12 protein-coding genes are annotated in these 16,335 nt (G+C 46.6%); 10 read left to right on the forward strand and 2 right to left on the reverse strand.

Annotated elements, in window-relative coordinates; genetic code table 11:
* Window positions 1–92 precede the first annotated feature (92 nt).
* The 6 genes from OCV56_RS14980 (at window position 93) to OCV56_RS15005 (ending at window position 6,696) form a co-directional block, all read left to right on the forward strand.
* Window positions 93–1,103 carry an ornithine carbamoyltransferase gene (locus OCV56_RS14980; protein WP_017063666.1) on the forward strand — a complete coding sequence of 337 codons (1,011 nt, stop codon included), beginning with the start codon at window positions 93–95 and terminating at the stop codon, window positions 1,101–1,103.
* A gap of 486 nt (window positions 1,104–1,589) precedes the next feature.
* Window positions 1,590–2,519 (forward strand): aspartate carbamoyltransferase, encoded by a 930-nt coding sequence (gene pyrB, locus OCV56_RS14985; protein ID WP_017062721.1) that lies wholly within the window; start codon window positions 1,590–1,592, stop codon window positions 2,517–2,519.
* 15 nt (window positions 2,520–2,534) lie between these two features.
* Window positions 2,535–2,999, forward strand: a complete 465-nt coding sequence (gene pyrI / locus OCV56_RS14990; protein WP_017630899.1) for an aspartate carbamoyltransferase regulatory subunit — start codon at window positions 2,535–2,537, stop codon at window positions 2,997–2,999.
* Window positions 3,000–3,325: 326 nt separating this feature from the next.
* On the forward strand, window positions 3,326–3,814 hold the full coding sequence (locus OCV56_RS14995) for an arginine repressor (protein WP_017630898.1): 489 nt from the start codon (window positions 3,326–3,328) through the stop codon (window positions 3,812–3,814).
* A 175-nt stretch (window positions 3,815–3,989) separates the two neighbouring features.
* Window positions 3,990–5,855 (forward strand): protein-disulfide reductase DsbD, encoded by a 1,866-nt coding sequence (locus tag OCV56_RS15000; protein WP_086715852.1) that lies wholly within the window; start codon window positions 3,990–3,992, stop codon window positions 5,853–5,855.
* Between the two features lie 211 nt (window positions 5,856–6,066).
* Complete coding sequence (locus tag OCV56_RS15005; RefSeq protein WP_086715854.1) at window positions 6,067–6,696, forward strand: response regulator; 630 nt, start codon at window positions 6,067–6,069, stop codon at window positions 6,694–6,696.
* On the opposite strand, the gene OCV56_RS15010 is transcribed toward OCV56_RS15005, so the two are convergent.
* Complete coding sequence (locus OCV56_RS15010) at window positions 6,693–8,444, reverse strand: potassium/proton antiporter (RefSeq protein ID WP_086715856.1); 1,752 nt, start codon at window positions 8,442–8,444, stop codon at window positions 6,693–6,695. The genes OCV56_RS15005 and OCV56_RS15010 overlap by 4 nt on opposite strands.
* Window positions 8,445–8,844: 400 nt before the next feature.
* On the opposite strand from OCV56_RS15010, the gene OCV56_RS15015 reads away from it, so the two are divergent.
* From OCV56_RS15015 to OCV56_RS15030, 4 genes are all read left to right on the forward strand, one after another.
* A complete protein-coding gene (locus tag OCV56_RS15015) occupies window positions 8,845–9,111 on the forward strand; it encodes a DUF4212 domain-containing protein (RefSeq protein ID WP_010435433.1) in 267 nt (88 codons plus the stop codon).
* A gap of 10 nt (window positions 9,112–9,121) precedes the next feature.
* Complete coding sequence (locus OCV56_RS15020) at window positions 9,122–10,825, forward strand: sodium:solute symporter family protein (protein ID WP_017062715.1); 1,704 nt, start codon at window positions 9,122–9,124, stop codon at window positions 10,823–10,825.
* Window positions 10,826–11,013: 188 nt separating this feature from the next.
* On the forward strand, window positions 11,014–11,400 hold the full coding sequence (locus OCV56_RS15025) for a hypothetical protein (protein WP_167373192.1): 387 nt from the start codon (window positions 11,014–11,016) through the stop codon (window positions 11,398–11,400).
* A 12-nt stretch (window positions 11,401–11,412) separates the two neighbouring features.
* Window positions 11,413–12,798, forward strand: a complete 1,386-nt coding sequence (locus OCV56_RS15030) for a class II fumarate hydratase (RefSeq protein WP_086715858.1) — start codon at window positions 11,413–11,415, stop codon at window positions 12,796–12,798.
* Window positions 12,799–12,891: 93 nt separating this feature from the next.
* Here OCV56_RS15030 and OCV56_RS15035 read toward each other — a convergent pair whose 3' ends face one another.
* Complete coding sequence (locus tag OCV56_RS15035; protein WP_086715897.1) at window positions 12,892–16,323, reverse strand: hybrid sensor histidine kinase/response regulator; 3,432 nt, start codon at window positions 16,321–16,323, stop codon at window positions 12,892–12,894.
* Window positions 16,324–16,335: the final 12 nt, after the last annotated feature.

Here is a 16,335-nt window from a genome sequence, read left to right on the forward strand (position 1 = left end):
AACTGAAATTAATACACAAAAATTGAATCGCGCTTTCTTGAATTTTCTTTCCCTGTAACAAGAAAGCGCCTAAATCTAAGAAGGAATACATCATGGCTTTTAACCTACGCAATCGTAACTTCCTAAAACTACTAGATTTCACTCCACGCGAAATTCAACACTTGTTAGATCTTTCTATGGAGCTTAAAAAAGCGAAGTACAACGGTTACGAACAGCCAACACTGACTGGCAAAAACATTGCGCTTATCTTTGAGAAAACATCAACTCGTACTCGCTGCGCATTTGAAGTTGCCGCATTCGACCAAGGTGCTCGAGTTTCTTACTTAGGCCCATCTGGCTCTCAAATTGGCCACAAAGAATCAATGAAAGACACGGCTCGCGTTCTTGGCCGTATGTACGATGGCATCGAATACCGCGGCTTCGGTCAAGAAATCGTTGAAGAGCTAGGCGCTTACGCTGGCGTACCTGTATGGAATGGTCTGACTGACGAATTCCACCCAACACAAATTCTTGCTGACTTCCTAACTATGACGGAATACGGCCGTGGTAAACAACTGCATGAAATCAGTTTTGCTTACCTAGGTGATGCTCGCAACAACATGGGCAACTCTCTGATGGTTGGCGCTGCGAAAATGGGCATGGACATTCGCCTTGTTGCTCCAAAACAATTCTGGCCACAAGAAGAGCTATTGGCTCAATGTCGTGAAATTGCTGAACACACTGGCGGTAAAATCACGCTAACAGAAGATGTTCAAGAAGGCGTGCAAGGTTGTGACTTCCTATACACCGATGTTTGGGTATCCATGGGCGAAGCAAAAGAAGCGTGGGCTGAGCGTATTAACCTAATGATGCCTTACCAAGTGAACATGGAAATGATCAAGGCAACAGGCAACCCACATGTGAAATTCATGCACTGCCTACCAGCTTTCCACGGCGAAGATACTACGGTAGGCAAACAACTTGCTGCTGAATATCCACAACTAAAAGACGGCGTGGAAGTGACGGATGAAGTGGTCGAGTCTGAATACTCTATCGTGTTCGATGAAGCTGAAAACCGTATGCACACCATCAAAGCGGTAATGGTTGCAACACTAGGCAGTTAACAAACGAAACAGTTAATAAAACTTAGAAGCAATGCACTCTCTTATTTACAAAGAAGTCGATAAGTTGAGTGCAATAACAGGGAAATGCGGGTGGCGTACTTGGGATTTAGCCCTTGGATAAAGCCCGCATTTTTTTTCATTCATTTGAAAGAATTATAGCCGAAGAAAGTCGAAGTTTTTCAGCTTCAACAAAGGCTTAAAAAGAAGTAAAAACACAGACCAACCTGGCATAAATATCCATAAAATGAATACTTTACAGAAACTATTGCGTGCTGTTTTTATCTGAGTATAATCCTCCGAAATTTGTCTTAAGAGAGCAAAAAATGAACCGCAACTCTGTCGCACATAATTGTCAAACTACACGCCAAAGAGTGGCGGTGGTGTCATTTTTATTTTGCTCTATTGATCGTTTCGAAGCCTCCTATTTTTAGGGGGCTTTTTTTTGTCCGCAATTTGACTGTATGCATAGAAAAAGGAAGACCCGTTATGGCGCATTCGTTATTTAACAAGCACATCATCTCCATACCTGAGCTCACTCGTAATGAACTAGAGCTTATCGTCGACACAGCAGCAAGACTCAAGGCCGAGCCAAACCCAGAGCTGCTAAAAAATAAAGTCGTTGCGAGCTGCTTCTTTGAGCCTTCAACTCGAACTCGCCTTTCATTTGAAACCGCAGTTCAACGCCTTGGCGGCACGGTTATCGGCTTTGATAATGGCGGTAACACATCGCTGGCTAAAAAAGGCGAAACGCTTGCCGATTCAGTGCAGGTTATTTCATCTTACGTCGATGCCTTTGTGATGCGTCACCCACAAGAAGGCGCGGCACGTTTAGCCTCTGAATTTTCTAACGGTGTTCCGGTGGTGAATGGTGGCGACGGTGCCAACCAACACCCAACTCAAACCTTGCTGGATCTGTTCTCGATTTACGAAACGCAGGGCACGCTTGATAACCTCAATGTGGCATTCGTCGGCGACCTAAAATATGGCCGTACTGTGCACTCACTGACGCAAGCGCTATCAAAATTCAATAACGTGCGTTTCTTCTTTATCGCACCAGAAGTGTTAGAGATGCCAGATTACATCTGTGAAGAATTAGAAGAGATGGGTATCCAATACAGCACTCACAGCAGCATTGAAGAAGTCGTGCCAGAACTGGATGTTCTGTACATGACTCGTGTACAGAAAGAGCGCTTTGATGCATCGGAATACGCGCACATGAAATCGGCTTACATCCTCACCGCCGATACATTGAAAGACGCTCGTCAAAACATGAAGGTCCTTCACCCGCTGCCACGCGTCGATGAAATCACCACCGATGTCGATAAAACTCCGCACGCTTACTACTTCGAACAAGCTGAAAACGGTGTATACGCTCGCGAAGCCCTATTGGCCCTAGTTCTTAACGACACTTTATAAGCAGGAGAAACAGTCATGGTTAAACAAACTCAGCTACAAGTAGAAGCGATCCGTAACGGCAGCGTGATTGACCACATCCCTGCGCACCTTGGTATCAAAATCCTTAAACTGTTTAAGCTGCACAAAACAGAGCAGCGCATCACTATGGGTTTAAACCTGCCATCATCGGCACTTGGCCATAAAGACCTAATCAAAATTGAAAACATCTTCCTGACCAAGGAACAAGCCAACCAATTGGCTCTTTATGCTCCGCAGGCAACGGTCAATCAGATTGAAGAATATAAAGTGGTTAACAAGCTAACCCTTGTACTGCCAGAGCAAATCCACAGTGTGTTCTCTTGCCCAAATAGCAACTGTATTTCACACGGTGAACCTGTCGAAAGTCACTTTAAAGTGCAGTTAAAACAGGAAAAAGTGCAGCTAAAATGTCACTACTGTGAAAAAGTATTCTCTCGCGAGATCATGAATGAAATTCGCTAACCCTTAGCGGTATTACCTTCGCAACAAAAGCCACTTAACTAATATGGATATTTATTCCCAAGTCGGAATAAATATCCATTAACCAAAGAATAAAACCCCAAAATAAAAGCAATAAACCAGAATATTATTTGGTGATCGCCCTCAAAAAGATAACTATCCTTTAGTGGTAGACTCAATGCATAGATGATCATACATCTCGCATACCCTCCCTTCTTTACTTCGGGATTCATCGGTAAGCCCTATTAATAATCGTACTCTACGGCTTTGGGAGTGCGTTCGGCGCTATGGACAAGCGATATCCACACGTTGACCTTAAGGAGTTGTTCATGAACGAAATCACTGAGCACGGTTGCTTGTATTCAGCTGAAGATAAAACACTGACTGCGGCGTGCAAACGCTTACTACAACAACAAAGCTTCTCGACCCAAAACCAACTGCGCGAGAAACTGGTCGAGATAGGTTATACCGGCATTAGCCAATCAACCGTATCTCGTATTTTGTCACAGCTTGGCGTAGTAAAAATCCAGAACGCCTGTGGTAAAAAGGTGTACTGCATCACGGTTGAAAGTGCACCTGTTCGTGTCGATGCGTCCATCTCATCGCAAATCGAATTAATCACTCATAACCAAGCGATGGTGATAGTAAAAACCCACCCTGGTTGTGCACAGTTGGTCGCAAGATTGGTTGATATCGACCCACATACCGAGATTATCGGCACTGTTGGTGGCAACGACACCGTGTTAATTATTCCAAAAGACACGACCAACATAGATGCTTGCGAACAAGTGGTAAAAGCACGCTTGGGTGTTGCCTAAATGTCTTATTGGCAAGGGCTGTTCACTGCAGTTGCTCTGCTGACTCTCTCTCGACTGCCGACGAAAGTGGCTCACCCGCCCTAATGGATATTTGCTGGTCGATGAAACTAATCACAAACTATTACGGTCTGATTGAGTTAAGATACCTTCAACTCCATTTTGATGACTAAATAGTATGCGACGACTTGCCACATTACTTTTTGTTTGTGTTTCCCTATTCACCCAGCCTGCGTGGGCGCTTTTTGGAAATGACAACGCCGAGCCAAGCTTCGGAGGCAATAACAATGGTTTTGTCCCTGTAGACCAAGCTTTCCCTTTCAATTACTACCAGCAAGACGGCAAGCTCCTTCTCGACTGGCAAGTAAAAGAGGGCTACTACCTCTATCAACATAGCCTCTCTTTCACCGGCAAAAACCTCGCGATCGGCAATGTTGAAATGGAAGACGGCCAACCACACCAAGATGAGTTCTTTGGTGAGGTGAGCATTTATACGCAGCCGCTATTCGTGCAAGTTCCGCTACAGAGTTACCAAGATGGCTCACAGCTGATCGTTAAGTATCAAGGCTGTGCGGACGCTGGGTTCTGCTACCCGCCAGAGATTCGAGTAATCGACATTGAACCGTTTACTGCGACGAGTCCTGGGGATATGAAAAGCAGTGATGTACAAAACAGTGGTGCCTCACAAGGTTCATCTGATGCAACTAGTGAAGCTGACAATTCAGTACAACCCTCTTCTCCTACAGCTGACGCAGCAAGCAATACCACTCAACAAACCAATACTCCCGTTTCAAAAGAAGCAGGCTTAGCCGATAAGCTCGGTGACAGTTGGTGGACTCCTCTCTTGTTCTTAGCACTCGGTGTTGGTTTAGCGTTTACGCCGTGTGTGTTGCCTATGTATCCAATTCTAACGGGTATCGTTTTAGGTGGCGGCAAGCTCAGCCAAGGTCGAGCGCTGATGCTGTCGTTCATTTACGTGCAAGGCATGGCCTTAACCTACACCTTATTGGGTTTAGTGGTTGCCTCTGCCGGCATGCAGTTCCAAGCGGCTATGCAGCACCCTTACGTGCTGATCGCGTTGAGTGTTCTGTTCGTGGCGTTAGCGATGTCGATGTTTGGCGTTTATAACCTGCAACTACCAAGTAGCATTCAAACTTGGCTCAATAACCAAAGCAATAAGCAGCAAGGTGGCAATACTCTAGGCGTGTTCGCGATGGGTGCTATCTCTGGCTTAGTGTGTTCACCTTGTACTACAGCACCACTGTCTGGAGCATTGCTGTACGTTGCTCAAAGTGGTGACCTATTTACCGGTGCAATTGCCCTTTATGCCTTAGCGATCGGTATGGGTATTCCACTGGTCTTAGTCGCGGTATTTGGTAACAAGTTACTGCCGAAAGCGGGCGGTTGGATGGATAAGGTTAAGGTCGTATTTGGCTTCATCTTACTTGCGGCGCCAATCTTCCTATTAGAACGTATCATCCCTGAATTTTGGGCGACGGTACTTTGGTCTAGCCTTGGTTTCATCGCCTTTGGTTGGCTTTACCACAGCAAAAATACTCTGCCATTCGGTGGCTGGAAGCAAAGTGCAGTGGGGATTATTGCGATGCTTGGGCTGTTTGCCTCAGCACAGCCTGCACTCAACTACTGGTTTGCAGAAAAGAGCGTGGTGGTTGAACAGCAAATCCAATTTGCGCGCGTCAACACGGTAGAAGAGTTAGAAATCCAGTTGATTGAAGCGAAGAAACTCGGTAAGCCAGTGATGCTCGATTTCTACGCCGATTGGTGTGTCGCATGTAAAGAGTTTGAGAAGTACACCTTCCATCAAGCCGATGTAGAGAACAAGCTTTCTGATTTTGTCCTTCTTCAAGCGGATGTAACGAAGAACATGCCCCAAGACATTGAATTGCTTAAACAGTTACAGGTGCTAGGTTTACCAACCATTGAGTTCTGGGACAGCAAGGGTAACCATGTTCCAAATGCTCGTGTGACGGGTTTTATGCCTGCCGATATATTCTTAAAGCACATGCAAGACCACCAGCTATAACAGCGACATTCATCTAAATATAAGCACTAACGAAAGCCGCACCGCTCCTCATAACGAGATGGCAGTGCGGCTTTTTTGTGATTGTAAGAAACACTTTCCAAGAACAGGGATAAAAGTCGATATGGTTCAGACTTTTAATGCATAGATATTGTCCACATACGCGATCAGGATGATAATAAATATTAACTAAATTGTTAAAAGTATGAACGTCATGGACTCGACCTATACCATCATCATTGCTGATGACCACCCTCTCTTTCGCAACGCCCTGTTTCAGTCAGTTCATATGGCGATCAGCGGTGCGAACCTGCTTGAGGCCGATTCTCTCGATGCCTTACTAACTCTGCTGAAGAAAGAAGACGAGCCGGATCTATTACTGCTCGATCTGAAAATGCCGGGAGCAAACGGGATGTCCGGTCTCATTCAACTTCGCGCGGAATACCCAGATCTACCGATTGTGGTCGTCTCTGCCAGTGAAGATGCTAGTGTGGTCACTCAAGTGAAGAGCCACGGTGCCTTTGGCTTTATTCCTAAGTCGAGTGATATGCGTGAATTAGTGAGTGCGCTGAATCAGGTACTTAATGGTGACCCATTCTTCCCAGAAGGTCTGATCACCAACAATGCAGCCTGCAATGACCTTGCGGAAAAGATTTCCACACTGACGCCTCAACAGTACAAGGTATTAGGGATGCTTTCTGACGGCTTGCTTAACAAGCAAATCGCGTATGAATTGAATGTTTCGGAAGCGACCATCAAGGCACACATGACAGCCATCTTCCGTAAACTGGATGTAAAAAACCGAACTCAAGCGGTTATCTTACTGCAAGAAGTCCATAATTAAGCTTCACTGATATCCTCTTCTAAAGTCGTCTTAGGTAAACATAAACCCAACCTGACGACTTTATGATCATCTATTTCTGCTACTACCCAAGTGATGTCATGCCACTCAAAGCTATCGCCCAATACAGAGTGTGCGCCAAGCTCTTGAGCAACCAATTGTTTTAACGTCATGTCGCGCTCTTCTTCTGAGCCAAGTTCAATACCATAACAATCACTCACTGCAGCAACCGATAGCTCTACATCTAGGAAGAAGTCACCAAAGAACCGTGCAGCTTCTTCAGCCAAAGGTGCCTCACTGAATAGCTCACTTAAGCTATCTAGGTCTTTATCTTGACCAAGCACACAGAGAATATCGTTCGCCTCTAGCACGGTACTGCCCGATGGGTGAAGCAAGGCATCCTTTCTAAACAGTGCAGTAATACGTGTGCCTTCTGGCATCGACAAGCGCTTAAGCGGTTCACCAACACACCATTTTTCTTCTTTCAGCTTGTAGACAAACATCTCCCACTCACTGGTCGGATAAATCTCAATACCTGTACGCGAAATAGGCGTAGGCGTTGGTGGTAAAGTGACTTGAGCAAGTCTCGCAACTTTCATCAAGCTACCGCCTTGGACAATCAGCGAAACCATAACCACGAAGAAGGCGATATTGAAATACAGCTGAGCATTGGGCAGGCCAGCCATCATCGGGAATACCGCTAAAATGATCGGTACCGCGCCACGTAAACCTACCCAAGAAACAAACCAGCGCTCCTTGCTGGTAAAGCTTCTAAATGGCAGTAAACCCAACCAAACCGACAGCGGACGAGCAAACAGGATCATACCGAACGCCAGTGCCAAGGCAGGGAGTGCGATTTCCATCAATGTCGATGGCGTAACCAATAAACCCAACACTAGGAACATCACGATCTGGCTTAGCCAAGTCATGCCATCAAGAACATTAAGAATAGAGTGTCGAGAGCGTGTCGGACGATTACCAATGAACAAGCCCACTAGGTAAATCGATAAGATGCCACTGCCTCCAAGCATATTAGAGAAGGCAAACAGAGCCACACCGCCACTGAGTACCAAAATCGAATAAAGGCCGTCAGCCAGTTGTACTCGATTGATGAGGCTCCATAAAACCCAACCACCACCTAGGCCGATAAAGGTGCCGATGCCAAATTGCATCGCGAAGCTTTTCAGTAGGAAATTCATCCCCATCTCGGCATCTGGGGTACCAAGTAACGCGATTAAAGTCACCGTCAGGAAGACTGCCATTGGGTCGTTGGTGCCCGATTCAATCTCTAGGGTTGAGCCAACACGCTCGTTGAGGCTTTGCCCTTTCAGCAGAGAAAACACCGCAGCTGCATCGGTCGAGCCCACAATAGCCCCCACCAGAATGCCTTGCATCAGTGATAGTTCGAATAGCCAAGCCGCCATTAAGCCGGTCAGAGTTGCAGTACAGGCCACACCTATCGTGGCTAACGAAAGTGACGGCCAAAAAGCGACCTTGAAACTTGCGACCTTGGTTCGCATACCGCCATCCAGCAAGATCACTGCAAGCGCGAGGTTACTCACCAAGTAAGTTAATGAATAATCGTCAAAATTGATGCCACCGGGACCATCTTCACCCGCCAACATACCAACAAACAAAAAGATCAAAAGAATCGGAACGCCCAATCGTGAGGACACTTGTGAGAAAAGTACACTGATGGCGATGAGCACTGCACCAGTTAAAAATAGGTGATTAATAGTTATTGCGTCCAATTCGTTCCCCCAAAGATTAAACTCGTGATTAAAGCATGTCGAATTTCTGCCATTAGGCAAGAAAAGAGCTCTAAAAGCAGCGTAATGACTATAACAAACTTATATTTCGCTTCGTGTCATATGCAGGGTTAAATAATGATTCTCTGTCATTTAGTTGTTAAATTTTATTACTCCCCCATTAATTCGCCCCTTTTTGTTAGACCTTTGGCTAATTTAACAACATTGTAACATCACATTTTTATATGGTTTTGTCTCCCAACTCCCATATTTCAGTGAATTAGGGCTAATACCGTCCCGACTAAAGTTGCACAGATCCCTTGACTTATCCTTGCTACATTTCAAATCGTAACATTACGTTAACACAACGACATTCTACGGAAACGGAATAAAGGAGAAGGCAATGGCGTTCGAATCTACGGAACATGCTCAAGCCTACTGGAAGGAAAACTTGGGAATTATGGGAACACTGCTCGCTGTCTGGTTTGCAGTGTCTTACGGCGCTGGCATCTTATTTGTGGATGCCCTCAACACCGTTCAGTTTGGCGGGTTCAAGCTAGGGTTTTGGTTCGCTCAGCAAGGTTCGATATACACCTTCGTGGCGCTGATATTTATTTACGTTGTCCGCATGAATGCGCTCGACAAAAAATACAACGTACAGGAAGACTAGAGGCTAGAACATGGATATTCAAACTTGGACGTTTATTCTCGTCGGTATTACTTTCGCGGTATATATCGGCATCGCAATCTGGGCTCGTGCAGGGTCTACAAGTGAGTTCTACGTTGCTGGCGGTGGTGTACACCCAGTAGCAAACGGAATGGCGACTGCCGCTGACTGGATGTCGGCAGCATCATTCATCTCAATGGCAGGTATCATCTCATTCGTCGGCTACGACGGTGCGGTTTACCTCATGGGTTGGACAGGTGGTTATGTACTACTTGCGCTATGTTTAGCACCTTACCTACGTAAATTCGGTCAGTTTACGGTTCCTGATTTCATCGGTGAGCGTTACTACTCGAAAACAGCACGTATGGTAGCGGTATTCTGTGCAATCTTCGTATCATTCACGTACGTTGCAGGTCAGATGCGTGGTGTAGGCGTTGTATTCTCTCGTTTCCTAGAAGTCGACATTAACCTAGGCATCATCATTGGTATGGGTATTGTGTTCTTCTACGCAGTACTTGGTGGCATGAAAGGCATCACTTATACGCAGGTAGCTCAATTCTGTGTCCTCATTTTCGCCTTCCTTGTTCCAGCAATCTTTACGTCAATCATGATGACTGGTAACCCACTTCCACAAGTTGGTATGGGCTCTACGCTATCAGGCACGGATGTTTACTTACTTGATAAACTGGATGGGCTAACCGAAGAACTCGGATTTACCGCCTATACCGAAGGTAACAAGAGCATGGTGGATGTATTCTTCATCTGTGCGGCTCTAATGGTCGGTACTGCGGGTCTTCCACACGTAATCATTCGTTTCTTCACTGTACCAAAAGTACGTGATGCTCGTATCTCAGCGGGTTGGGCTCTACTGTTCATCTCATTGCTATACACAACAGCACCAGGTGTTGCAGCATTCGCTCGTGTAAACATGATCGAAACAATCAACGGCCCTGACATGCAAGGTGTCGCAGCCGCAGACGCACCAAGCTGGTACAAAAACTGGGAAAGCACAGGTCTAGTCGGTTGGGAAGATAAGAACGGCGATGGCAAAATGTTCTACTCGGGCGATGAGCGCAACGAGATGAAGATTAACCGTGACATCATCGTACTGGCTTCTCCAGAGCTAGCGAAACTACCAAACTGGGTTGTAGCACTGCTTGCAGCCGGTGGCCTAGCAGCCGCGCTATCAACAGCCGCGGGTCTACTATTGGTTATCTCAACGTCGATTTCACATGACTTATTGAAGAAAGGCTTCAGACCAAACATGACCGACAAGCAAGAGCTGTTAGCCGCTCGTTTGGCAGCCATGGTCGCGATTGTAGGTGCAGGTTACTTAGGTATTAACCCACCAGGCTTTGTAGCACAGGTAGTAGCGTTTGCCTTCGGCTTAGCCGCAGCATCCTTCTTCCCAGCGATTATCCTAGGTATCTTCTACAAGAAGATGAACAAGGAAGGCGCAATTGCAGGTATGTTGTCAGGTATTGCCTTCACAGCAAGCTACATCATCTACTTCAAGTTCATTAACCCAGCAGCAAGCACACCTGAAAACTGGTGGTTTGGTATCAGCCCAGAAGGTATCGGTACGCTAGGTATGTGTCTAAACTTCGTAGTATCAATTGCTGTAAACAAAGTAACTGCTGAAGTACCACAAGACGTACAAGATATGGTTGAGAACATCCGTTACCCGAAAGGTGCTGGTGAAGCTCACGACCACTAAGCAGAGATGTTTAGCAAAAAACGAATCAGTACTTACATTGTAGGGATTAGGTACTGAACCTCAGAAAGCCGATACGTTATGTATCGGCTTTTTCTTTTTCCTTCCATTTTATAAAAAGATGAACAAAGGGTTGTTTTTAAAATCTCATTTGATAATAATTATCATTAACATCCATTAAAGAGATGCAAATGATGATGAAAGAACAGCAGGGTCTCTATTCGAGGTTCTACAAAGCGCAGGATCGCTTTACCTCCTTAGAACAAGTTCAAGGCCACGAACCGTTTGTGATTCGAGACTATATCGAGTGCGCACTGACGCTTTCCGCTTACTATGAAAAGCACGCCGCCCAAGAAAACATCTTGCTGTGTGAGCTGTACCTGCGCCAAGTTTTCTTCCATTTGATTGAAGCGATTGAATCTTCTGAGCGTAGTTTTACCTTTCGTCATATCTGCCTAGACTCTATTCACTCACCACTATTTTATTTAAAGCGCCACTACTGCCAGCAGCCTCATGGCCAAGTGCGTTTTTTGAATCTCAGCCAAACACTACAACAAGTCCAAGCCCCACTTGGCTAACAAGGATAGAAGATGACCCTACAATTTCGAATTGAAAGAGACAGCATGGGGGAAGTGAAAGTCCCTGCTGATGCGCTGTACCAAGCACAAACTCAACGTGCCGCAGACAACTTCGCGTTTAGCTCCCACAAAATGCCCACCAGCTTTATCCAAGCGCTGGCGTTAATCAAACAAGCTGCTGCTGATACCAATGCTCAATTAGGCTTATTGGAAGGTGATATTGCCAATGCGATTGCCGAAGCGAGCCAAGAGATCATCGATGGTAAGCATCTGGATCAATTCCCGATCGATGTCTACCAAACCGGCTCTGGCACTAGCTCCAACATGAATACTAATGAAGTGATTGCTACACTCGCCTCAAGAAGCTTACAAGGCGACGTGAACCCGAATGATCACGTCAATATGGGCCAAAGCAGCAACGATGTGGTACCAACCGCGATTCAAGTCAGTGTCGCTCTGATGGCTGAAAATAAGTTGTTACCTGCACTCTCCCACCTTTCTGGCTCACTTACCGTTAAGCAGCAAGAACTTGCTGAGGTAGTAAAAACAGGCCGTACTCATCTCATGGATGCGATGCCAATTACCTTTGCTCAAGAGCTTGGTGGCTGGAAGTTCCAGATTGAACACGCCAAGCAAGCCATTGAAAGCACTCTACCTGCTATCAAGGCGCTTGCTCAAGGTGGAACAGCGGTAGGAACCGGGATCAATGCTGACCCACGCTTTGCCGATAAGTTTGCAAGTAACCTGTCCCAATCGACAAAGATCAGCTTTAACTCAAGTGAAAACTTCTTTTTTAATCTCAGCAGCCAAGACGCGATCGTTGCGCTTTCGGGACAGCTCAAAACTGCAGCAGTTGCGATCATGAAGATCTCAAACGATCTTCGCTGGATGAACTCTGGCCCGCTAGCTGGATTAGGGGAAATTGAATTACAAGCTCTCCAACCAGGGTCGTCTATCATGCCGGGCAAGGTAAACCCTGTAATTCCAGAAGCAGCTGCGATGGCGGCAGCGCAAGTAATTGGTAACGACACCACGATTACGGTGGCAGGACAGTCAGGTAACTTCCAATTGAATGTAATGCTGCCAGTCATTGCGCATAACGTATTAGAAAGTATTGAGCTTCTCGCTAATAGCTCACTCGCATTGGCAGATAAAGCGATTGCCACCTTCACTGTGCGCCAAGACAATCTTGATTTAGCGCTTTCAAAGAATCCAATTCTGGTGACCGCACTTAACCCTGTGATTGGCTACCTAAAAGCGGCGGATATTGCGAAGAAAGCCTACAAAGAGGGCTTACCGATTCTTGATGTTGCCGAGAGAGAAACCGATCTCAGCCGAGAAGAACTCAGCAAGCTGCTTGACCCAACCGCGCTCACTCAAGGTGGTATCGCAGGTTAAAATCAGTAACTCATAACAAGTCTATCGGATCAAAAAAGGCCTCATCTGAGGCCTTTTTAGTCGCTAGTAGGTAATTGAAAATAGTTAATTGAATTAACTCACACGATTCAATACCGCTCTGAGTTTTAGTGGCTTCACTGGCTTAGCAATAAAGCTAAAGCTGTTGGCCTTTATCGCTGCCAACATGTCATCGGTTCTATCGGCACTGATGATGACCCCTTCAAAAGAGTCTCCAAGGCGCAATCGACACTGCTGTAAGACTTCAAGGCCTGTTCGACCATTGTCGAGACGATAATCCGAGAAAATGACATTCGGCTGCCAGCCATCGTCGAGACACTTCAAGCTTTCGACCAGGTCAACCGCCGTCTTAACCTCACAGCCCCAACGTCCAATCAAGTTTTCCATACCGACTAAAATTTCTCGTTCATTGTCGACACACAATATCTTGAGATGCTCGATGTCGCTGGTCACCACTGGTGTCGAAGCTTGCACTACTGGAGCCACTTTTTCTGCTCGAGCTAAGGTGATGGAAAAAACACTGCCTTGACCCGGCCATGAACGCATCGAAATTTGATGCCCAAGCACATGAGCAATACCTTTGGAGATGGCTAGCCCTAGCCCCAACCCTTGGTCAGCACGAACTTGGCTACCACGCGTAAACTCTTCGAAGATCTCTTGTTGCTTGTCTTCATCAATACCAGTTCCATTATCCCACACATCGATTCGTACCTGACCGTTCACTCGCCTCGCACCAAGCACCACTTTTCCTTCGGGGTTATAACGGAAAGCATTGGTCAAAAAGTTCTGAATCACACGCCTCAATAACTTAGGGTCTGAGTGAATGAACAATGACGATGGGATCATCTGAAACTCAATTTTTTGTTGTCTCGCTAAGGCACTAAATTCCGCATTCAAGTTAGTTAGTACGTCATGCACGGCAATCGCGTGAATGTTGGTTTCCAATTTCCCAGATTCCAATCGAGAGATATCTAGCAAGTCACCAATCAGATCTTCTGCAGCGCCTAGCGCACTCTCGATGTGAGACGAAAGCTGCTTCACCTCTTGCTCTTTTGCCACCTCAGAAAGTGACGAAGCAAACAGGCGGGCGGCGTTGAGCGGCTGCATCAAATCGTGGCTTACTGCGGCAAGAAAACGGCTCTTGGATTGTGATTCTTGATCTGAAATTTGAGTCGCCTTTACCAAGCGATGGTTCAGCTTTTCGAGCTCTTGGGTTCGTTCGTGCACTCTCGATTCCAAGCTTTCATTGGCATCTTTTAGCGCTTGCTCTGCTTGTCGGAATACAGTGATATCGGTAAAACTCATCACAAAACCACCACTTGGCATCGGGTTACCTTGCACCTCAATCACTCGACCATCAGGACGGATGCGGGAAGAGGTGTGCCGAGTACCTTGTTCAAGGTGATAAACACGACGACGAACGTGATCTTCAGGGTCACCAGGGCCACACAAGCCTTGCTCAGCATTATGGCGAATCACATCTGAAATGGGTCGCCCAACCTGAATTAAACCCGCAGGGAACTCAAACAGTTCTAAGTAACGTTGGTTCCACGCCACCAGCCTCATCTGTTTATCAACAACCGCAATACCTTGACCGATATGTTCAATCGCGCCTTGCAATAAACCACGACTGAAATCATACAGTTCAGAGGCTTCATCAACGATGGTCGCAACCTCTTCAAGCTGCATGTTTCTTCCTTGTAAGGCGGAAGTGAGTACTAACTTAGCAGATGAAGCACCGAATACACCGGCGAGTACGCGCTCTGCGTGTCGAATTAAACTCGCAGGGGCTTGTTGATTAGGGAGTAACGGCTGACCGTGTTGCTGCCAATAGCTATGTAAGGCACTTTTCGCACGCTTGCGCCCCACAAAACGCGACGCTAGCATCTCTAACTCAGCGACTGTCACACGGTTCTGATAAAGGCTGATATTCTCGTTCTCAGGCAGTGGCGTACCAACGAATGCCGCTGATTGTAAGCGCTCACTTAGGCTTGGCCTAGTCATCATCGAAACCACGGCATAGCACAAGGTATTGAGCACAATACTCAGCACAATTCCCCAGTTCGAGCTGCTGATATCCCAACTTCTGAGTAGCTCTGGTGGTGTGATGATCCAAAGTAAAAGGTTACTGTCACTGTCGCCAGCCAACATGCTGGTTTGACTCATCAGGGTAATAAGCCAAATCAATGAGCCGACCATTAAGCCGACATACACGCCCTTACGGTTACCTGGCCGCCAGTACAAACCACCAATAAGTGCTGGCGCGAATTGAGCAATCGCAGCAAAAGAAAGGAAGCCGATCGCCGACAAGGAATGAATGGTATCGAGCGCCTGATAAAACAGCCAAGCACCCAGTAACAAAAGTAAAATAAGCCCGCGACGAATCACCAATAGCAACCCAGAGAAATGGCGATGAGTCCTTTGGGTTAAGCGCATACGGCGCAGCAATAGCGGCATCACTAAATCATTCGACACCATGATCGCCAATGCAATGGTTGACACAATCACCATACCACTCGCCGCAGAAGTACCACCGAGGAAAGCGAGCAAGGCAATGTGATTGGCACCTTCAGCCATCGGCACACTGATCACATAGGTATCAGCGGGCATATCGGTTAATAGTCCCTGACCAGCCCATGCAATCGGCAGAACAAACAGCCCCATCAAAATCAGATAAAGGGGAAATAGCCAACGAGCGGTGTGCAGATCTTGGGGGCGTTCGTTTTCAACTACCATGGTATGGAATTGGCGTGGCAAACAGACAATTGCCAACATGGTTAAAACGGTATGAATAATTAAGGTCGGAATATTCGGAGATTCGTAGGTGGAAGTAGCCACATCAAGCAGGTCGATTTTATCGCTGCTCATCGCCAGATACATGATGAACAGGCCAACAATCAAGAACGCCGCCAGCTTAACGATCGACTCAAACGCCACCGCCATCATCATGCCACGGTGATGCTCTGTGTTGTCGATGTGCCTCGTACCAAACAGCATGGTAAAGATAGCTAATGCGCCGACCACAAACCAAGACACATGATAGTCCTGATAACCGAAATCTTGCGCCAAATTCGGGGCTACAATATCAAGCCCCATAGTGATACCTCGCAGTTGCAGCGCGATATAAGGAAGAATACCGACCACTGCAATAACGGTCACCGCCACCGCTAAGCCCTGAGATTTTCCGTAACGAGCCGCGATAAAGTCGGCAATGGAGGTGATGTGTTCACGCTTCGCTATCAAGATTAGCCGCGCTAAGATCCTCCACCCCAGTGTAAAGACCAGAATCGGGGCGAGATAGATGGGTAAAAAGGACCAAGGGTTATTGCTCGCCTGCCCGACCGTTCCATAGAAAGTCCAAGAGGTACAATACACCGCAATCGAAAGGCTATAGATCCACGGACGCCAACGCGATAGCCAACGAACCTGTCTGTCTCCATACCAAGCGATCAAAAATAACACGCCCAAGTAGGCTAAAGAGACTGGAATTACTACCCATCCTTGCATTGAAAACCCTTT

Source organism: Vibrio gigantis (assembly GCF_024347515.1).
GTDB classification, from domain to species: domain Bacteria; phylum Pseudomonadota; class Gammaproteobacteria; order Enterobacterales; family Vibrionaceae; genus Vibrio; species Vibrio gigantis.